Origin of the sequence: Mesorhizobium sp. M0862 (assembly GCF_040319795.1) — a bacterium.
GTDB lineage: Bacteria > Pseudomonadota > Alphaproteobacteria > Rhizobiales > Rhizobiaceae > Mesorhizobium.
The window spans coordinates 255,639-274,587 of record NZ_JAMYOJ010000004.1; the positions used below are offsets into that span (position 1 = coordinate 255,639).

The following is an 18,949-nucleotide window of genomic DNA, read 5'->3' on the forward strand; positions in this document are numbered from 1 at the left end:
GGAGAGGTGAACAGAAGGATGGACCATGATCTACGAACTTCGCATTTACGACTGCGTGCCGGGCCAGCTGCCGGCGCTGCTCAAGCGTTTCAACGACCATACCTTGGCGCTGTGGGATAGACACGGCATCCGCCAAGCCGGGTTCTTCACCACGGTGGTCGGCGAAAACAGCAATCGACTGACCTATTTCGTCGCCTGGGAATCCCTTGCCGAACGCGAAGTGAGATGGAAGGCCTTCACCACCGATCCGGCATGGCTCAAGGTCCGCGACGAGTCCGAGCGCGATGGCCCGATCCTGGCCAATATTTCCAGCCAGTTTCTCGCGCCAACCGCCTTCTCGTCGGTGAAATAGAGGACATCATGAAGATCACCGATCTCAGGTGCGCCGTCATCGGCAGGCACCCCATCGTGCGCATCGTTACCGACGAGGGCCTGTATGGCCTCGGCGAGGTCGAGTACACCAAGCCTTATCTGAAACCTTGGGTGCTGCATTTCCGCGACGCGCTGATCGGCGAGGACCCGACCGATGTGGAACGTTGCATGCTGAAGATCCGCCAGCGCGGCTCGTTCAAGCCCTACGGCGCCGCCGTCAGCGCCATCGAGCACGCGCTGTGGGACATCGCCGGCAAGGCCGCCGGCGTCCCGGTCTACAAGCTGCTCGGCGGCAAGGTGCGCGACAAGGTGCGGGTCTACAACGGCTCCATCCGCAAGAAGCGCACCGGCGACAGGCCGGAGGATTACGCGGCCGACGTCAAATGGATGATGGAGCGGCCGGAAGGTTTCTTCATGGTCAAGCAGGGCATCTCCTTCCATTCCAACATGAAGACCACCGTGCCCGACTTCCACTACGGCGTGCGCCAGCCGCCGACCTATCACGGCGCGATGGACCAGGGGCAGATCAGCGAGCGCGGCATGGCGCATATGATCGACTGCGTCATCGCCATGAAGGAGGTGCTCGGCGACAAGGTCTCGCTGGCGCTGGATTGCGGCCCCGGCTGGTTCCTGCCGGACGCCATCCGCTTCGCGCAGGCGGTGGAAAAATACAATCTGATGTGGCTGGAGGACATGTTGACCGGCGACTACGTGCCGTGGGTCAATCCGCAGGCCTACCGCGAACTCACCACATCGACGTCCACCCCCATCCACACCGGCGAGCAGATCTACCTGCGCCATAACTTCAAGGAACTGATCGAGACCCAGGCGGTCCGTGTCATCGGTCCGGACCCCGCCGATATCGGCGGCATCGCCGAGCTCAAATGGGTGGCGGAACACGCCTATATGCACTCCATCATGATGGCGCCGCACGGCACGGCGAACGGCCTGCTGGGCCTCGGCGCGCTGATCAATGTCTGCGCCACGCTGCCGGCCAACTACATCGCCTTCGAATATCCCAGCGCCTCCGACCCGTGGTGGGAGGACATCGTCATCGGCCTGCCCAAGGGGCAGATCGTGAAGGACTCCATGATCGACCTGCTCGAAGCGCCGGGACTGGGTGTCGACATCGATGCCGAAGCAGCGAAGAAGTACCTTGCGGAAGAGGACGCCGGTTTCTTCGACCGATAACGATCCGACGCGACCTGAGCGGCAAGGGCTATCGAAGGGCTCGCATACATGGGTTAGCGTCCACGCGGTGCCGCCTATTTCGTTTCGGGCAGCATCTCGTCCATCAACTGCTTGACGGCGTCGGCAGATCTTTTCATCCCGGTTTCGTCCATGGTCCAACCGGCGAAGCGTTCCAGCAAGGTGGCGAACGTTACCAGGTCCTGCTCATCCCATTGTGCCAGTGAGCCGGCGAAAATCCGCCATTTGGTCTGGCGCACCGCCGCCACCAAGCGCTCGCCCTTGGCGGTGAGTTTGAGGCAGATGCGCCGGGCATCGCGTTGCGATGCGACACGGCACGCATAGCCGCGCTCGACGAGGTCGGCAGAGATGCGGCTGGCGCGCGACGGGTCGATCTCGAGGCGCTCGGCGATGACGCCAACCGTCACCTCGTCCTGCTGGTTATCGCTGAAAACCGGATTGTTCGCGATGGCGCCGATCGCATCGAGATGGCTCACTTCCAGCGAAGGGTCTACGCGCGCCAGGATCATGCGGCCGAAGTTGCGGCGCTGGATAGAGCGACGCACCTTGCTCATTACCGCATCGATGGCGGCCACGGCCTCGGCCGCCGGTTCGGACAGGCCGCTGCCGCGCGCCAGATCGGCGAGATCCCGGTCGCCGCGCGTCTGGAACAGGGCTGGAAATCGGTCCGGACTGCCCGATGCGTTGCTGCTCATCCCATAGCGCGTTAGCAAGATTATATGTAGATGTCAATTATATGCTACGCGCACATATCTGGTTGACACCTCCTGGTTGCGGGCACATAAATCGCGCCCCAAGTTACGGAGACACCGATGACTGTCGAGCAGACGCTGCCGGATGCGCGGCCCGTGGAGGCCCAAGCCAGGCCCGACCTTACGACCTTGATCGTCTATTTCGGCGCGTTGGTCGCCATGTTCATGGCCACCATCGACATGCAGATCGTCGTCACCGCCTTGCCCACCATTGCCGGCGAACTCGGCAATCTGCATTTGTTTGGCTGGGTCGGTGCCGCCTACCTGCTCTCGACCGCCGCGGTCTCGCCATTCTACGGCAAGCTTGGCGACATGTATGGCCGCAAGAATGTCGTGCTGACGGCGATCGGCTTGTTCCTGGTGGGCTCGCTGGTCTGCGGCATGGCTTGGTCGATGGAGAGCCTGATCGCCGCGCGCGTGCTGCAGGGCATCGGCGGTGGCGGCTTGATGGTCTCGGCCTTCGCCATGATCGGCGAACTGTTTTCGCCGCGCGACCGCGCGAAATACCAGGGCTACAGTTCGGCGGTGTTCGCGCTGTCATCAGTGCTCGGCCCGTTGGCCGGCGGCTACATCACCGGCCTGTTCGGCTGGCGCTGGGTGTTCCTGGTCAATCTGCCGATAGGGATCATCGTGCTGGCTGTGCTGGCCTTCGCCATGCGCAGCCGGTTCAACGAAAAACGGCACCGCATCGACTATCTCGGCGGCGCGCTGCTCGCCACCGGCACGACGGCGATTGTTTATTGGGGCTACCACGTGCTCGACCCCAGCGGACCGGACCTCATCACCTTCGCGCTGCCGCTGCTGGCACTAGGCGCCATCACCTTGTTCGTCATGGTCGAGCGGCGGGCCGAAGAGCCGATCGTACCTCTGCGGCTGTTCGGCAATTCGACGGTCAGCATCGTCTCGGGCGTGTCGCTGGTCGCCGGAACGGTGACGCTGGGCATGTTCTTCTATTTCGCCCTCTACATGCAGACGCTGACGGGTCTCAGCCCGGCCGAAGTCGGCTTCCTGTTCCTGCCGGCGTCGCTGACATCGATGGTCATCTCGATCGTGGCCGGGCGGGTGATCGCGGCAACCGGCCGCTACAAATGGATGCCGGTGGTCGCCATGGGTATTGGCGGGTTTCTGATGCTGGGCTTCGTCCTCACCAACCAGCACACGTCGATCTGGGTGCTGGCGACGATGATGGCAGTGTTCGGCATCAGCATGGGTCTGCAGTTCCAGGTGCTGATCGTGGCGATCCAGGCGGCAGCACCGCTGCAGGATATCGGCGCGGTGACATCGCTGATCACCCAGGCGCGGACGCTCGGAGCATCGCTCGGACTGGCGCTGAACGGCGCGGTGATGATCTGGGCGCTGAACCGGCAGACAGCCGAGCTTCCTGCAGACGCCGCCGCCCTGCTGCCGGGTGGCCTGAACGGGTTGACGCCGCACCTCGCATCGAGCCTGCCGGGCGCGATCCGCGAAGTGGTGCTCGACCATTACTCCAGTGGCTTCAACGTGATGTTCATCTGGGTGGCGGCGCTCTATTTCGTGGCCATGGGGCTGACGCTGCTGCTCGAGGACAAAGAGATCCCGAAGCGGGGCTGAGCCAGAGTATGTCCATGCGCTGGGTTTAGGCATTTGGCGATGATCTGAAATCACCGAGGAGGACAGCCATGATCATCGACACTCATCTGCACCTGATCGACCTGTCGGCGCTGCGCTATCCCTGGCTCAGCCGCGAGCCGGCGCTCAACCGCGATTTCCCGCACGCAGAATATGCGATCCAGGCCCGCCGCGCCGGCATCGAGGCCGCGCTGCATATGGAGGTCGACGTCGATGAAGCCGACATCCAGGCCGAGACCAGCCATGTGAAGGCGCAGTCGCTGGAAAAGGGCACGCTGTTGCGCGGGGCGATCGCCTCCTGCCGTCCGGAGGAGGCCGGCTTCGCCGCCTATCTCGAGCGCCAGCAAGCCGATCCCTTCGTCAAGGGGTTCCGCCGCGTGCTGCATGTCATGCCGGACGAGCTTTCGGACAGCGCGCTGTTTCGCGAAAACATCAAGCGGCTTGCCGGCACAGGCCTGACCTTCGACTTCGTCGTCCTGCCGCATCAGATTCCAAGGGCGGTTGCGCTCGCCGATCTGGCGCCGGATGTGCAGTTCGTGCTCGACCATTGCGGCGTGCCCGACATCAAGGCCAGTGCGGAACATCCGTGGCGCGAGCATATGAGTGAGATCGCGCGGCGTCCCAATGTCATCGGCAAGATCTCCGGCGTCGTCGCCTATGCCGATGCCGGCTCATGGACAGTCGAGACCTTGCGCCCCTATGTCGAGCACACGATCGGCTGCTTCGGCTGGGACCGCGTCGTGTGGGGCAGCGACTGGCCGGTGTGCACGCTTGGCGGTGGCCTTGCGACCTGGGTGGCGGCGACGCATGCGTTGATCGCTGGAGCAAGTCCTGAGGAGAGAACGAAACTGCTGTCGGGCAATGCCAAGCGGATGTGGAAGCTGTAGCGCGGTCGGACACCGATTGCCTGCAAGCGCGCAGAACGCCATGATAGCGCTACTTCACGCCAATACCTGCCGTCAGGCCGCCATCGATCCTGTAGTCCGCGCCGGTGCAGAAACCGGCCTTCGACGAGCACAGGAAGGCGATGAGTTCCGCCACTTCCTCCGGTTCACCGATACGGCCGAGCGGATGCGCCGCGCCGAAGCGCTTGTAGGCCTCTTCGACATCGGCATCGCTGCCGCCGTCACCGCGCGCAGCCTTCTCCAGGATCGGCGTGCGGATCGAGCCCGGGCTGACCGAATTGACGCGGATGCCTGATGCCGCGTAGTCGAGCGCCAGCGAGCGCGTCAGCGTGTGGATGGCGCCCTTGGTCGTGGCATAGGCGGCGACGTTCTGCTGGCAGGCAAAGCCCTGCACCGAGGCGACGTTGACGATGGCGCCGCCTCCGCGCTTGATCATTTCCGGAATGCCGAAATGCGCGGTCAGGTAGATCGAGCCGACATTGACCGTCATCGTTCGGTTCCAGGTTTCCCAGTCGGTGGTCGTCGCCGTGCCATAGGGATGGACGGCGGCTGAATTGACGATGACATCAAGGCCGCCGAACCTTGCGACGCCAGCCGCCACCGCGTCGCGCACCTGGTCGGAGATGGACACATCGGTTTCGATGACCAGCACCGCAGCTCCAGCGCTTTCCAGTTGCGCTTTCATCGCCGCATTGGCGCTGCGGTCGATGCCGCAGGCGATGATTGCGGCGCCACCGGCCGCAAGGCGTCTGGCGGTTGCCAGGCCAATGCCGGTCGTCCCCGTCACCAGGGCGACCTTGCCGTCGAAATCCATCATTTCTAAAAACTCTTCCATTTTCTATCGACTCCCATCGAGGTCCAACAATAAGTTGCCAACCTCTCGCAGAAGGAAAGCCGAAAATGGAACAATGCTGGCGCTGGTATGGGCCCGATGATCCGGTGACGCTCGATCATGTCAAGCAGGCGGGCGCCACCGGCGTGGTCTCGGCGCTCCACCATATCTATGACGGCCGGGCGTGGCCTGAGGCCGAAGTGCTGGAGCGCAAGCGCATTATCCAGGAAGCAGGACTGACCTGGTCGGTCGTCGAGAGCATTCCGGTCCACAATTCCTTCAAGATCGGCGCGCAGGAACGCGAGCGCTATGCCGGCTATTACCGCGATTCGATCCGCGCGCTGGCCAAGGCCGGCATCGCCACGATCTGCTACAATTTCATGCCGGTGGTGGACTGGACCCGCACCGATCTAGCCTGCCGTCTGCCGACGACAGGCTACGCCCTGCGTTTTGATGCCGTTGATTTCGCCGCCTACGATCTGTTCGTGCTGAAGCGCAAGAACGGAGCTGACAGCTACACGCCGGCGCGTATTGCGCAGGCGGAAGCGCGGCTGAAGGAATTGCCGCCCGAGAAGATCGACCAGATCGAGCGCAATCTGATCGCCGGCCTGCCGGCTACAGAGCGCAAGTATGACCGCGACAGTTTTCGCGAGGCGCTTGCGGACTATGACGGGATCGGGCCGAAGGAGTTGCGCGACAACCTCGCGTGGTTCCTGCGCGAGATCATTCCGGTGGCGGAAGAGGAGGGGGTGCGCATGTGTATCCACCCCGACGATCCGCCGTTTTCGCTCTACGGCCTGCCGCGCGTCGTTTCGACCGCCGAGGATGCGCGTTTCATTCTCAATGCCGTCGACAGCCAGGCCAATGGGCTGACGTTCTGCACCGGGTCCTACGGCACGCGCGCCGACAACGACATCGTCGCCATGGTCAAGGAATTCGCCGACCGCATCCACTTCGCCCATTTGCGCAACATCACCATCGAGGATGACGGCTCGTTCTACGAGGCCGAGCATCTCGAAGGCGGCACCGACATGGCGCATGTCATCCTGGCGCTGATGCAGGAGGAGGCGCGCCGCCGCAAGGAGGGCCGCGCCGACTGGCAAATCCCGATGCGGCCGGACCATGGCCACCTGCTCGCCGACGATATCGGCAAGACAAGGATCAATCCCGGCTACTCGCTGATCGGCCGCCTGAAGGGCTTGGCCGAATTGCGCGGCATCATGCGGGCCGTGGAAACGTTTGGGCTGGCTTGAAGGGGCAACGACTGCGTTCAATGCCGACGCCGGCTCAGCGTGCGTCGCTGTAGATAATGCGGCCGGCGCGGACGCAAGACACCTCCGATTGCCAGGTTGACAGAAAGCTGACAATGTATCATATCCGGAAAAGCTGACTATGTATCATATTATCTAGCGCTAGGAGAAAGACCGGCAAAGCCGGCGCCCCAGGGAGGCATCGTGGGAGAGGCTATCAGCCAGTGGAGCAATTGGTCGGGCTATGTCACGGCCACGCCGCAGGCTTTTGCCGAACCGCAGAGTCTCGATGAGCTGAGTGGTGCCATTCGCAACGCGCCGGGACCAGTTCGATTTGTCGGCACGGGCCATTCCTTTACGCCGCTGGTCAAGAATGACGGCACCATCCTGTCGCTCGACCGCTTCGAGGGCCTGAGGTCGCACGATCCCGAAAAACTGACGGCGCGGGTCGGCGCCGGCACCAAGATCGGCGCGCTGGCAAAGCTGTTGCACGGCGTCGGCCAGGCGCTGCCGAACATGGGCGACATCGACAAGCAGGCGTTCGGCGGGGCGCTGGGCACCGCCACCCACGGCTCGGGCATCACGCTCGGCGCTTACCATACCCAGCTCGAGGCGATGCAGATCGTCGACGGGCGTGGCGCCGTGAAAGAGTTCGACCGTGCCAAGAGCCCCGACATGATCGAAGCCATGGGCGCTTCGCTCGGCGCTTTCGGCGCCGTCACCGAAGTGACGATCCGCAACGTGGCGAGTTACCGGATGCGGCACCGCCGCTGGACGGCGCCGATTGCCGATGTGCTTGCGCAATTCGAAAGCACCATGACGGCGCATCGTTCGGCCGAGTTCTACTATGTGCCGTTTTCCGGCCAGGCGCTGCTGATTGCCAGCGACATCACCGAGGCGCCGGCGACGGTGCGTCCGCCGACGGAAGACGACGATGCGGTGACGACGCTGAGAAAACTGCGCGACTATCTCAGCTGGCTCCCTTGGCTGCGCCGCCGTCTCATCGGCTCGGCCTTCGCCAAGGTGCCGGCCGAGGATTATATCGAGGAGTGGCTGAAGGTCTTCACCTCCGAGCGCAACGTCAAGTTCAACGAGATGGAATACCACCTGCCGTTCGAGGAAGGGGCGGCCGCACTCAGCGAAATCATTGCGCTGCTCGAGACGCGGTTTCCAGAGGTCTATTTTCCGATGGAGGTGCGCGTCGTCGCGCCCGACAATGTCTGGCTCAGCCCCTTCTACAAGCGCCCAACCTGTTCCATCGCCATCCATCACGGCGTCGAGCGCGATCCGATGGCGTTCTTCAACGCCGCCGAGCCGATCTTCAGGAGGCGCGGCGGCCGCCCGCATTGGGGCAAGATGCACAGCCTGACATCAAGGGAATTGAGCGCGCTCTATCCGCGCTGGAACGATGCGATGGCGGTCCGCCGCGAGATGGACCCGGACAACCGCTTCGTGTCGCCCTATATTGCCAGGCTGCTCGGCGTCGCGGCATGAGCCTGACCGACACCTATTTCGCGGAAATGTCGGGCGCGCTCAGGGCAGCCGGGATCTTTCAGCCTTGCCTGGTGCTCGATCTCGACCGGCTCGATCACAACATCGCTGCGATCAAGGCGAAGTTCGCCACGGGCCTCGATCTGCGCCTCGTCGACAAGTCGCTGCCATGCCTGCCGCTGATCGACCATATCCGCGCGGCGTTTGCGACCGACAGGCTGATGACCTTTCATCTGCCGATCAGCGCCGAGATGCTGAAAGTGTTTCCCCAAGTCGATCTCCTGTTGGGCAAGCCGATGCCGGTTGCCGGCGCCAGGCACGCGCTGACGAAGGGCGTTCTCGCCGGGCTCGGCGAAGCTACGTCGCGCATCGTCTGGCTGATCGATACCGAGGAGCGGCTGGCCGCCTATGGCTCGCTTGCCGCCGAGCTCGACCGCGAGCTGCGCGTCTGCTTCGAGGTCGATGTCGGCCTTCATCGCGGCGGTATCAGCGATCCCGACTCACTGGCCCGGGCAGTTTCCGCGTTGGCGAATTACCCGCGGCTGAAATGCGAAGGCGTCATGGCCTACGAGGCGCATATCGGCCATATCCCCAAACTGCTGGGAGGACCGGCCAAGGCGCGCGTCAAGGCGATCAGCCTGTTTCGCCAGTATGTCGCTTGCCTTGCCGCCGACCAGCGCAAGATCCTCAATCTTGGCGGCAGCAGCACCGCATTGCTCTATGACAGCTGGGTCGGCGCCAATGAATTGTCCATCGGATCGGCTTTTATGCTGCCGACCGATTTCGATGTGCCGAGCCTCAGCCAATTGCGGCCTGCCGCATTCATCGCGACGCCGATCCTGAAAGTGGTCGATGTCCAGGCGCCGGGCCTCGACCAGCGCTCCTGGCTGCTGCAGAAGCTCGGGCTGTTGCCGCGGCGCGGCTGTTTTCTCTATGGCGGAAAATGGATGGCGAAGCCCGTCCATCCCGTGGGGATGAAGACCGACAAGACGTTCGGCTTTTCGACCAATCAGCAATTCATGGCGCTGCCCGACAACGTCAATGTCGGGCCTGACGACTACGCCTTCCTGCGTCCGACGCAGAGCGAATTCGTGCTACAGCAGTTCGGTTCGATCCAGGTCTATTCCGGCGGGAAATTCGTCGAGCAATGGGCCGCACTGCCGTTTTCGTAGAGCAATTCCAGGAAAAGTGTGAAGCGGTTTTCCCACAGGAATTGCGTCAAACAAAGAGATCGAAGTGGAGGAGGATAGGATGGTTGCCAAGGCAGTCAAAACCCAGCCCGTGCAGCCTGAATGGGCAGCCGAACTCGACCTCGCGCTCACCGATCTCGACGCCAGGAAGGACGACTGGGCGCAGACCTCGAATGGCGAGCGGATCGCCTTGCTGCGGCAGGTCAAGGATCACATCCGCGAGGTCGCCGAGGCGTGGGTCAAAACCGCGACGCGCAAGAAGGGCATCCCGACCGGCTCGCCGCTGGAAGGTGAGGAATGGCTGGCTGGCCCGGCGGCGCTGATGGATGGCTGCAACCAGTTCATCCACACGCTCAGCCTGATGGAGGGCAAGAAGTTCCTCGACAGACTGCCGGTCCGCACCTTGCCTAGCGGACAGGTGGCGGTGACGGTGGTTCCGAATTCGCTCTGGGACAAGGTGTTGTTCACCGGGCTGAAGGCCGAGATCTGGATGCAGCCCGGCGTGACCAAGGCGAACCTGGCCGCAAACACCGCATCGGCCTATGACGCGCCGCGCACCAGCCGCAAGGGCAAGATCGGCCTCGTGCTCGGCGCCGGCAATGTCGCCTCGATCGCGCCGCTCGACTGCCTGCACAAGCTTTTGGTCGAGCACCAGGTGGTTCTGCTCAAGATGAACCCGGTCAACGACTATCTGATCGATTTCCTGCGGCCGGCGCTGCGGCCGCTGATCGAATTCGGTGCGCTGCGCATCGTGCGCGGCGGCGCCGATGTCGGCGCGTATCTGTGCAACCACGATCTCGTCGACGACATCCACATCACCGGTGCCGCCGCTTCGCATGACGCGATCGTCTGGGGGCCTGGCGAGGAGGGCCGCAAGAACAAGGCGGCGGGCACGCCGCGCAACAGCCGGCGTATCACCTCTGAGCTTGGCGGCGTGGCACCGACCATTGTGGTGCCCGGTCCGTGGTCGGATGCCGATATCGCCTACCACGCCGAACTGATCGCCACCCAGAAGCTCAACAATTCCGGCTTCAACTGCATCGCCTGCCAGATGCTGGTTCTGCCCGAAGGCTGGGACAAATCCGACGCGCTTCTGGCGGCCCTCGAAAAGGTGATGCAGAAAGCCCCGTCGCGCCCGGCCTATTATCCCGGCGCGACCGAGCGCCTCGCCGCCTTCGAGGCGCATGCCGACAGCGTACAGAAATTCGAGCGGCCCGGCGGGCCGGCCTGCGTGGTGGTGCCGTTCCGGCCGGGCACGGATACCTATCTCGAAAATGCCGAGGTGTTCGCGCCGGCGCTCAGCGTCATGCGGCTGCCGGCGGGCAATGCGGAATCCTATCTGCGCGCCGCTGTCGCCTACGCCAATGAAAAGCTGCACGGCACGCTTGCCGCCAACATCCTCATCCATCCCAGGACGATCGCCGAGATCGGCCGGCAGCGCTTCGAGGAAATCATTGCCGAACTGCGCTATGGCGGCATCGGCATCAATTCCTGGAGCGGCGTTCTGTTCGCGCTGCTGCGCCCGACCTGGGGTGCTTTCCCTGGCCACACGCTCGACGATGTGCAGAGCGGCATCGGCGTCGTCCATAACACCTATTTGTTCGACAAACCGGAACGCAGCGTGCTCGAAGCGCCGTTCCGCATCATGCCGAAGCCGGCCTGGTTCCTGACCCACAAAAGGGCACACATGGTCGGCCGCCTGATCACCGACTTCAACTACCGGCCGAGCCTCATGAAGCTGCCGCGCATCATCTGGAACGCGCTGCGCGGCTAGCAATGAGCATCCGATATCAAAAACAAAGCCGGGGCAGGAGTTACGACAATGGCTGACGCGGACGCAATCATCGTTGGCGGCGGGCTGGCCGGCCTGGCCGCAGCTGCGGAACTCGGCGATGCCGGCAAGCGCGTCATCATCGTCGAGCAAGAGGGTGGCGGTTTTCTCGGCGGCCAGGCATTCTGGTCGCTCGGCGGCCTGTTTTTGGTCAACACGCCCGAGCAACGCCGCCTGCGCATCAAGGACAGCCGCGACCTCGCCTGGCAGGATTGGCTGGGCTCTGCCCAGTTCGACCGGCCCGAGGACCATTGGCCAAGGAAAGTGGCGGAAGCCTATGTCGATTTCGCCGCCGGCGAGATGCGGCCGTGGCTCTACGCCATGGGCATGCGCTGGTGGCCGGTGGTCGGCTGGGCCGAGCGCGGCGGCGCGCTGGCCAATGGCCACGGCAATTCAGTGCCGCGCTTCCACCTGACATGGGGCACTGGGCCGGGCGTGGTCGCGCCGTTCGAAAGGCGCGTGCGCGAGCACGTCGCCAAAGGGCTGATCACGCTGAAATTCCGTCATCAGGTCAGCCGGCTGGTCAAGACCAATGGTGCGGTCACCGGCGTCGCGGGTGAAATGCTGGAGGCGTCCAATGTCGAGCGCGGCAAGCAGTCGAGCCGCACGGCCGTCGGCGATTTCGAGCTCTCGGCCGGTGTCGTGATCGTCACCTCCGGCGGCATCGGCGGCAATCATGAGTTGGTTCGCAAGGTCTGGCCGGTCGGGCGGCTGGGGCCAGCGCCGAAGCGTATGGTTGCCGGCGTGCCGCACCATGTCGACGGCCGCATGGTGGCGATCACCCAGGACGCCGGCGGGGCCGTCATCAACGCCGACCGCATGTGGCACTATGTCGAGGGGATCAAGAACTGGAATCCGATCTGGCCGAACCACGGCATTCGCATCCTGTCGGCGCCGTCGCCGCTATGGTTCGATGCGCTCGGACAACGCATGGAGGCGCCGTTCTTCCCGAGTTTCGATTCGCTCGGCACCTTGAAGCGCATCCTGTCGACCGGCCACGATTATTCCTGGTTCGTGCTGAGCAAGACGATCGTCTCGAAGGAGTTCGTGCTGTCGGGCTCGGAGCAAAACCTAGACTTTACGGCCAAGGATTGGCGGGCCGTGCTGAAGAACCGGCGCGGCGGCAAGGCGCCGCCATCGGTGGCAGCGTTCCTGGAAAAGGGCGAAGACTTTGTCGTCCGCGACAACCTGGCCGACCTGGTCGCCGGCATGAACGCGCTGTCAGGCGACAATCTGCTCGACTACGACGGGCTCAAGGCCCAGATCGTGGCGCGCGATCGCGAGGTCGACCATGCCTATACCAAGGATGCGCAGGTCACAGCCATCCGCGGCGCCCGCAACTACATCGGCGACAAGATCTTCCGGGTGACCAAGCCGCACAAGATACTCGATCCCAGGCACGGGCCGCTGATCGCGGTGCGCCTCAACATCCTGACGCGCAAAACGCTTGGCGGCCTGCACACCAATCTCAATTCGCAGGTTCTCGACGGCAATGGCGAACCCATTGCCGGGCTCTATGCGGCAGGCGAGGTGGCCGGCGGCGGTGGCGGCGGCTATCACGGCTACAATGCGCTGGAAGGGACATTTCTCGGCAGCTGCATCTTCTCCGGCAGGAACGCAGGCCGGCACGCCGCGGGCAGGTGACGCGGCTGGCGGGCCAAGAAAAGGTCGATAAGAACAGGACATCCGCCATGTTCCATGGATAGCGACTGCTTTCGATCGCTTGCCGCAACCCAGGCGGTCAGCCAGTTGCGGCTTGCCGGCGCCGACGGTTCCCATGCGCTGGTGCTCGGCGCTGCGGCACATCAGAGGCCTGCGTTACGCTGGCGCCACCGCGAAATTGAGCTCGAGGTCCTGAAGGCCTGGCCGCAAGGTCGGCCGGGCTACCACTCGGCGAAGGAGCCGTCCTTGTGACGCCAGACCGGGTTGCGCCAACGGTGGCCTTCCTTGGCCCTTTCCTTGACGTAGTCCTCGTCGATCTCGACGCCGAGGCCGGGACCATCGGGGATTGCGACATAGCCATCCTCGTAGCGAAAGACGTCCTTGTTGGCGGCATAATCGAGCAAATCGTTTGCGGCGTTGTAGTGGATGCCGAGGCTCTGTTCCTGGATGAAGCAGTTGTAGCTGACGGCATCGAGCTGCAGGCAGGCGGCAAGCGCGATCGGCCCGAGCGGGCAGTGGGGCGCCACCGCAATGTCATAGGCCTCGGCCATCGCCGCGATCTTGCGGCATTCGGTGATGCCCCCGGCATGCGACAGGTCCGGCTGGATGATGTCGACGGCGCCTTGTTCGAACACCGACTTGAAATCCCAGCGGCTGTAAAGCCGCTCGCCGAGCGCGATCGGCGTCGAGCCCAGGGCTGCGATCTCCTTCAGCGCCTCGCGATTTTCGCTGAGCACCGGCTCCTCGATGAACATCAGCCGGTAGGGTTCCAACTCCTTGACCAGCATGCGCGCCATCGGCCGGTGGACGCGGCCGTGGAAATCGACGGCGATGCCAATGTTGGACCCAACGGCCTCGCGCACCATGGCGACTCGTTCGACAGCCGCATCTATTCTGTCATGGCTGTCGACGATCTGCAGTTCCTCGGTGCCATTCATCTTCAGCGCCTGGAAACCGCGCGAAACGACCTCCCTGGCGCCAGCAGCCACTTCCGCCGGCCGGTCGCCGCCGATCCAGGAATAGACCTTGATGCTGTCGCGCAACTTGCCGCCGAGCAGTTCATGCACAGGCACGCCGAGCGCCTTGCCCTTGATGTCCCACAGCGCCTGGTCGATGCCGGCAATGGCGCTCATCAGGATCGGCCCGCCGCGGTAGAAGCCGCCGCGATGCATCACCGTCCAATGGTCCTCGATCAGGCGCGGGTCCTTGCCGATCAGATAATCGCCAAGTTCCTTGACCGCTGCCTCGACTGTCAGCGCACGGCCTTCGACGACAGGCTCGCCCCAGCCGGTGACGCCGGCATCCGTCTCGATCTTCAGGAACAGCCAGCGCGGCGGGACGATGTAGGTGGTGAGCGAGATGATTTTCATGCTGGTCTCAGTTGTTCTTGAGTTTCTTGGCGCTGACCAGGTCGCGCGCCGCAAGGTCGAGGATCCGGCCTGCCGCCGCACGCGCCGCCGCGGCATCGCGCATGCGCAGTGCCTCCACCACCTCACGGTGCGCCGCCACTGCTTCCATGCGCCGGGCGAGCGAAATGGTCGCCGTTGCTTCAAGCGAGAATTTCAGCCCGGTGTCGATCAGATTGCCGATCTGGCGGAAGATCGGGTTGTGGCTCGCGGCATAGACGATCTGGTGGAAGGTGATGTCCGAGCGCGAGAAGGCGGCGAGATCCTCGCCGGCATTGGCCATGCCGCGCCAGGCGGCTTCGAGATCGGCGATCTCCTGCAGCGTCGCACGAGTCGCCGCCAGTTCAGCTACCAGAGGTTCGATGGCGCGGCGCGTTTCGAGGATGGCGTCGAACAATTTGTCGTCCAGCGCATGCGGCGCGTGCCAGGCCAGCACCTGCGGGTCGATGATGTTCCAGTTGTCCTGTTCACATACAACCGTGCCGATGCGCGGCCGCGACAGCACCAGCCCCTTGGCGGCCAGCACCTTCAGCGCCTCGCGGATGACGGTGCGGCTGACGCCATATTCGACGCCGAGTTCGTTTTCGGTCGGCAGAGACGAGCCGGCGGGATAGCGTCCGGAAAAGATGTCTGAGGCAAGCGCCTTGGTCACATCGGGCATGACGCGCGGGCGGCGGGTGTCGCCTGATGCCTTCTTCGAAGTTTCGGTCACCTCAGCCCTCCTCCAAGGCGGCGAAACCACTGATCTCGCGTCCCCGGCCTTACCGGATGCGGATGATTTGCGCCAGCGATCCCTGGTCAGAGCATGTAGCTCAATTATCATACCAGATCAATTGACGAGTATGATAAAAAGAATTAGAGACTCTGCATCCGGGCTGAGCGCCCGGCCATCGCTGGGAGGTAATCATGCGACTTCTGAAGACCGCGCTCGTCGCGGGCGCCCTTGCCGTGCTGTCCGTCACGACCATCGCTGCATATGCTCAGGACACCAAGATAGGTTTTATCGTCAAACAGCCCGAGGAGCCGTGGTTCCAGGACGAATGGAAGTTCGCCGACCAGGCCGCCAAGGAGAAGGGTTTTACCCTGGTCAAGATCGGCGCCGAGGACGGTGAGAAGCTGATGTCGGCGATCGACAATCTCGGCGCGCAGGGCGCGCAAGGCTTCATCGTCTGCACGCCTGATGTGAAGCTCGGCCCCGGCATCGTCGCCAAGGCCGCCGCCAACAATCTCAAGCTGATGACGGTTGATGACCGTCTGGTCGGCGCAGACGGGAAGGCGCTGGAAGACGTGCCGCATATGGGCATTTCGGCGACCAAGATCGGCGAGGCCGTCGGCCAGGCGATCGTCGACGAAATGAAGGCGCGCGGCTGGAAGGCCGACGAGGTCGGCGCCATCCGAGTCTCCTATGATCAGTTGCCGACCGCCGTCGACCGGGTCGAAGGCGCCATTTCGGTGCTGAAGGCCAACGGCTTCAAGGCCGAAAACATCTTTGACGCGCCGCAGGCCAAGACCGATACCGAGGCTGCGCTCAATGCGGCGACGGTGGTACTCAACGCCCATGCCGACATCAAGAAGTGGGTCTCCTTCGGCCTCAACGACGAAGCCGTTCTCGGCGCCGTGCGCGCTTCCGAAAGCGTCGGCATCCCGGCCGAAAACGTGATCGGCGTCGGCATTGGCGGCGCGGATTCGGCGATCAACGAGTTCAAGAAGCCGACCGCCACCGGCTTCGTCGGCACGGTGATCATCTCGCCGAAGCGTCACGGCTACGAGACTGCGCTCAACATGTATGACTGGGTCGCCAACAACAAGGAACCCGAGAAGCTCATCCTGACCGCCGGTGCGCTGGCCAAGCGCGACGACTACCAGACGGTCCGCAAGGGTCTCGGCATCGAATAATCCTCCCTGTACAAACAGGCGGCGGCTCACAGTCGCCGCCTGTTTGGCATGGCAAAAGGATAGGCGCCCCATGTCCTTTCTCGACTTCTCGGAAATCACCAAGACCTATCCGGGCGTCAAGGCGCTGTCGGACGTCTCGTTCGGCGTCGACAAGGGCGCCGTGCACGGCCTGATGGGCGAGAACGGCGCCGGCAAATCCACGCTGATCAAGATCCTGTCCGGCGACCAGCATGCCGATGACGGCGAGATCCTCATCGACGGCAAGATGCAAGCCTATGCAACGACGCGAGATGCCTTCGACAATGGCGTCATCGTCATCCACCAGGAACTGCAGCTGGTTCCCGAGCTCACTGTTGCCGAAAACCTCAGCCTCGGCCGCTTCCCCGCCAACGCCGGCATCATCGCCCGTGCCAGGATGCTGGACGATGTTGGCGCCAAGCTGAAATCAGCCGGCATCGACATCGATCTCAGCCGCAAGGTCAAGACGCTGTCGATCGGCGAGCGCCAGATGGTCGAGATCGCCAAGGCGATCATGCTCGACGCGCGCGTCATCGCTCTGGACGAGCCGACCTCGTCATTGTCGTCGCGCGAAAGCGAAATCCTGTTTGCCCTGATCGACCGCCTGCGCGGCGAGGGCAAGGTCATCATCTATGTCTCGCACCGGCTGGACGAAGTGTTCCGCCTCTGCGACAGCCTGACCGTGCTGCGCGACGGCAAGCTCGCGGCGCACCATGCGTCGCTGAAAAACGTCACACGCGACCAGGTCGTCGCCGAAATGGTCGGCCGCGAAATCTCCGATATCTGGGGGTTTCGCCCACGCCCGGCCGGCGATGTCCGGCTGAAGGTCGACGCTGTTTGCGGAGTAAAACTGACGACGCCCGCCAGCTTCGAGGCGAGGGCGGGCGAGATCGTCGGCTTCTTCGGCCTGATCGGCGCGGGGCGCTCGGAACTGATGCGGCTGGTGTTCGGCGCCGACCCGCGCTCAGGTGGCACCATTACCGTTGATGGCAAGGTCGTGCATGCCACCGATCCGCATGACGCGATCCGCGCCGGGATCGTTTTGTGCTCGGAAGACCGCAAGCATGACGGCATCATCCAGGGCCGCTCGATCGAGGAGAACATCAACATCTCGTCGCGGCGTCATCACACACGCTTCGGAATCCTGAACCGCGCTAGCGAGATCGCCACCGCCGAGACCTTCATTAACAAGCTCAAGGTGCGCACGCCGTCGCGCAAGCAGGACATCATCAACCTCTCCGGTGGCAACCAGCAGAAGGTCATTCTCGGCCGCTGGCTGTCGGAGCAGGGCGTGCGCGTGCTTATCGTCGACGAGCCGACACGCGGTATCGATGTCGGCGCCAAAGCGGAAATCTACGAACTGCTCTACCAGCTTGCCGAAGACGGCATGGCGATCGTCGTCGTCTCGTCCGAACTGCCGGAAGTGATGGGCATTTGCGACCGCATCCTGGTGATGTGCGGCGGGCGCATCAGCGCCGAACTCGCGCGCGACCAGTTCGCCGAAAAAGCGATCCTGGCCGCCGCTCTTCCCGATCAGAAAACCCCCGACGCGATCGCATCCTGAGGATCTTTGCCATGACCGATCAGTTGAAGAAGATCCTGCTCGGCGAACAGGGCCTCGTCGTGATCTTCATCGTCGCCTTCGCGCTGGTGTCGCTGCTGGTGCCGAATTTTCTGACCGACCGCAACATGCTCGGCCTGCTGCAATCGGTGGTCACCGTCGGCATCGTCGCCTGCACGATGATGTTCTGCCTCGCCGCGCGCGACTTCGACCTCTCGGTCGGTTCGATCGTTGCTTTCGCCGGCATGGTCGCGGTGATGGCGTCGAACTATACCGGATCGATCATCCTCGGGCTTCTTGCGGCAATCGCCTGCGGCGCCTTCGTCGGCTTCATCAACGGCGTCGTCATCGCCAAGTTCCGCATCAACGCGCTGATCACGACGCTTGCTACCATGCAGATCGTGCGCGGCCTTGCGCTGATCGCATCCGATGGCCGCGCCGTCGGCATCAACAGCCCGGATTTCTACCAACTGGCGCTGTCGAAGCTGTTCGGCATTCCGACGCCGGTCTGGGTCCTGGCCGTGCTGTTCTGCATCTTCGGTTTTGTCCTCAATCGTACCGTGTTCGGCAAGAACACGCTGGCCATCGGCGGTAACCCGGAGGCTTCGCGCCTGGCCGGCGTCAATGTCGACTGGACGCGCATCTGGATCTTTGCGCTGCAAGGCGTGGTTTGCGGCATCGCCGGCATCCTTTTGGCCTCGCGCATCACGTCGGGCCAGCCCAATGCGGCGGTCGGGCTTGAACTCTCGGTCATCTCGGCCTGCGTGCTCGGCGGCGTCTCGCTTGCCGGCGGCCGCGCCACCATGTCGGGCGTCATCGTCGGCGTGCTGATCATGGGCATCGCCGAAAACGCCATGAACCTGCTCAACATCCCGGCGTTCTACCAATACATTGTGCGCGGCGTGATCCTGCTGCTTGCCGTTTTGCTCGACAATCTGCGTTCGTCGGCACTGGGCCGGCGCTGAC

16 protein-coding genes are annotated in these 18,949 nt (G+C 63.5%); 12 read left to right on the forward strand and 4 right to left on the reverse strand.

Translation table 11 applies throughout. The annotated features are described in order from the left end of the window. Positions 1-25: 25 nt before the first annotated feature. Positions 26-352 carry an NIPSNAP family protein gene (locus NKI15_RS08325; protein WP_023748097.1) on the forward strand — a complete coding sequence of 109 codons (327 nt, stop codon included), beginning with the start codon at positions 26-28 and terminating at the stop codon, positions 350-352. Positions 353-360: 8 nt separating this feature from the next. Further along, entirely contained in the window at positions 361-1,563 is a 1,203-nt protein-coding gene (locus NKI15_RS08330) for a mandelate racemase/muconate lactonizing enzyme family protein (RefSeq protein ID WP_023748098.1), read from the forward strand. 74 nt (positions 1,564-1,637) lie between these two features. Here NKI15_RS08330 and NKI15_RS08335 read toward each other — a convergent pair whose 3' ends face one another. Continuing rightward, entirely contained in the window at positions 1,638-2,276 is a 639-nt protein-coding gene (locus NKI15_RS08335) for a MarR family winged helix-turn-helix transcriptional regulator (protein ID WP_023704652.1), read from the reverse strand. A gap of 117 nt (positions 2,277-2,393) precedes the next feature. Here NKI15_RS08335 and NKI15_RS08340 point away from each other — a divergent pair, with 117 nt between their 5' ends. Both NKI15_RS08340 and NKI15_RS08345 read left to right on the forward strand, forming a co-directional pair. Further along, on the forward strand, positions 2,394-3,923 hold the full coding sequence (locus NKI15_RS08340) for an MDR family MFS transporter (protein WP_050587667.1): 1,530 nt from the start codon (positions 2,394-2,396) through the stop codon (positions 3,921-3,923). Positions 3,924-3,991: 68 nt separating this feature from the next. Then, on the forward strand, positions 3,992-4,828 hold the full coding sequence (locus NKI15_RS08345; protein ID WP_023681200.1) for an amidohydrolase family protein: 837 nt from the start codon (positions 3,992-3,994) through the stop codon (positions 4,826-4,828). 49 nt (positions 4,829-4,877) lie between these two features. Here NKI15_RS08345 and NKI15_RS08350 read toward each other — a convergent pair whose 3' ends face one another. Continuing rightward, positions 4,878-5,663 (reverse strand): SDR family NAD(P)-dependent oxidoreductase, encoded by a 786-nt coding sequence (locus NKI15_RS08350; protein WP_023681201.1) that lies wholly within the window; start codon positions 5,661-5,663, stop codon positions 4,878-4,880. A gap of 83 nt (positions 5,664-5,746) precedes the next feature. Here NKI15_RS08350 and uxuA point away from each other — a divergent pair, with 83 nt between their 5' ends. The 5 genes from uxuA to NKI15_RS08375 all read left to right on the forward strand — a co-directional run bounded on the left by uxuA (position 5,747) and on the right by NKI15_RS08375 (position 13,084). Further along, positions 5,747-6,931: a mannonate dehydratase gene (gene uxuA, locus NKI15_RS08355; RefSeq protein WP_023704654.1), complete on the forward strand. Its 1,185-nt coding sequence runs from the start codon at positions 5,747-5,749 to the stop codon at positions 6,929-6,931. 201 nt (positions 6,932-7,132) lie between these two features. Next, complete coding sequence (locus tag NKI15_RS08360) at positions 7,133-8,422, forward strand: D-arabinono-1,4-lactone oxidase (RefSeq protein ID WP_023704655.1); 1,290 nt, start codon at positions 7,133-7,135, stop codon at positions 8,420-8,422. Then, on the forward strand, positions 8,419-9,591 hold the full coding sequence (locus NKI15_RS08365) for an alanine racemase (RefSeq protein WP_031195786.1): 1,173 nt from the start codon (positions 8,419-8,421) through the stop codon (positions 9,589-9,591). Before NKI15_RS08360 ends, NKI15_RS08365 begins: the two co-directional genes overlap by 4 nt. A gap of 79 nt (positions 9,592-9,670) precedes the next feature. Further along, positions 9,671-11,383 carry an aldehyde dehydrogenase family protein gene (locus NKI15_RS08370; RefSeq protein ID WP_023707703.1) on the forward strand — a complete coding sequence of 571 codons (1,713 nt, stop codon included), beginning with the start codon at positions 9,671-9,673 and terminating at the stop codon, positions 11,381-11,383. Positions 11,384-11,431: 48 nt separating this feature from the next. After that, positions 11,432-13,084, forward strand: a complete 1,653-nt coding sequence (locus NKI15_RS08375; protein WP_352673011.1) for an FAD-binding dehydrogenase — start codon at positions 11,432-11,434, stop codon at positions 13,082-13,084. A gap of 239 nt (positions 13,085-13,323) precedes the next feature. On the opposite strand, the gene dgoD is transcribed toward NKI15_RS08375, so the two are convergent. Both dgoD and NKI15_RS08385 read right to left on the reverse strand, forming a co-directional pair. After that, positions 13,324-14,472, reverse strand: a complete 1,149-nt coding sequence (dgoD, locus tag NKI15_RS08380) for a galactonate dehydratase (protein WP_023668116.1) — start codon at positions 14,470-14,472, stop codon at positions 13,324-13,326. A gap of 7 nt (positions 14,473-14,479) precedes the next feature. Further along, positions 14,480-15,169, reverse strand: coding sequence for a FadR/GntR family transcriptional regulator (locus NKI15_RS08385; RefSeq protein WP_245259915.1), 690 nt, complete (start codon positions 15,167-15,169; stop codon positions 14,480-14,482). A 245-nt stretch (positions 15,170-15,414) separates the two neighbouring features. Here NKI15_RS08385 and NKI15_RS08390 point away from each other — a divergent pair, with 245 nt between their 5' ends. The 3 genes from NKI15_RS08390 to araH all read left to right on the forward strand — a co-directional run bounded on the left by NKI15_RS08390 (position 15,415) and on the right by araH (position 18,948). Further along, on the forward strand, positions 15,415-16,404 hold the full coding sequence (locus NKI15_RS08390; protein WP_023668118.1) for an arabinose ABC transporter substrate-binding protein: 990 nt from the start codon (positions 15,415-15,417) through the stop codon (positions 16,402-16,404). A 70-nt stretch (positions 16,405-16,474) separates the two neighbouring features. Then, on the forward strand, positions 16,475-17,986 hold the full coding sequence (gene araG / locus NKI15_RS08395) for an L-arabinose ABC transporter ATP-binding protein AraG (protein WP_352515233.1): 1,512 nt from the start codon (positions 16,475-16,477) through the stop codon (positions 17,984-17,986). Between the two features lie 11 nt (positions 17,987-17,997). Continuing rightward, complete coding sequence (araH, locus tag NKI15_RS08400) at positions 17,998-18,948, forward strand: L-arabinose ABC transporter permease AraH (RefSeq protein ID WP_023815856.1); 951 nt, start codon at positions 17,998-18,000, stop codon at positions 18,946-18,948. Position 18,949: the final 1 nt, after the last annotated feature.

Bases quoted from the DNA above. Each gene is read 5' to 3' on its own strand.
- NKI15_RS08335 (WP_023704652.1), bottom strand. From the start codon at position 2,276: ATGAGCAGCAACGCATCGGGCAGTCCGGACCGATTTCCAGCCCTGTTC.
- NKI15_RS08365 (WP_031195786.1), top strand. From the start codon at position 8,419: ATGAGCCTGACCGACACCTATTTCGCGGAAATGTCGGGCGCGCTCAGG.
- NKI15_RS08370 (WP_023707703.1), top strand. From the start codon at position 9,671: ATGGTTGCCAAGGCAGTCAAAACCCAGCCCGTGCAGCCTGAATGGGCA.
- NKI15_RS08325 (WP_023748097.1), top strand. From the start codon at position 26: ATGATCTACGAACTTCGCATTTACGACTGCGTGCCGGGCCAGCTGCCG.
- NKI15_RS08375 (WP_352673011.1), top strand. From the start codon at position 11,432: ATGGCTGACGCGGACGCAATCATCGTTGGCGGCGGGCTGGCCGGCCTG.
- dgoD (WP_023668116.1), bottom strand. From the start codon at position 14,472: ATGAAAATCATCTCGCTCACCACCTACATCGTCCCGCCGCGCTGGCTG.
- NKI15_RS08345 (WP_023681200.1), top strand. From the start codon at position 3,992: ATGATCATCGACACTCATCTGCACCTGATCGACCTGTCGGCGCTGCGC.
- araH (WP_023815856.1), top strand. From the start codon at position 17,998: ATGACCGATCAGTTGAAGAAGATCCTGCTCGGCGAACAGGGCCTCGTC.
- araG (WP_352515233.1), top strand. From the start codon at position 16,475: ATGTCCTTTCTCGACTTCTCGGAAATCACCAAGACCTATCCGGGCGTC.
- NKI15_RS08340 (WP_050587667.1), top strand. From the start codon at position 2,394: ATGACTGTCGAGCAGACGCTGCCGGATGCGCGGCCCGTGGAGGCCCAA.
- NKI15_RS08330 (WP_023748098.1), top strand. From the start codon at position 361: ATGAAGATCACCGATCTCAGGTGCGCCGTCATCGGCAGGCACCCCATC.
- NKI15_RS08390 (WP_023668118.1), top strand. From the start codon at position 15,415: ATGCGACTTCTGAAGACCGCGCTCGTCGCGGGCGCCCTTGCCGTGCTG.
- NKI15_RS08350 (WP_023681201.1), bottom strand. From the start codon at position 5,663: ATGATGGATTTCGACGGCAAGGTCGCCCTGGTGACGGGGACGACCGGC.
- NKI15_RS08385 (WP_245259915.1), bottom strand. From the start codon at position 15,169: ATGCCCGATGTGACCAAGGCGCTTGCCTCAGACATCTTTTCCGGACGC.
- uxuA (WP_023704654.1), top strand. From the start codon at position 5,747: ATGGAACAATGCTGGCGCTGGTATGGGCCCGATGATCCGGTGACGCTC.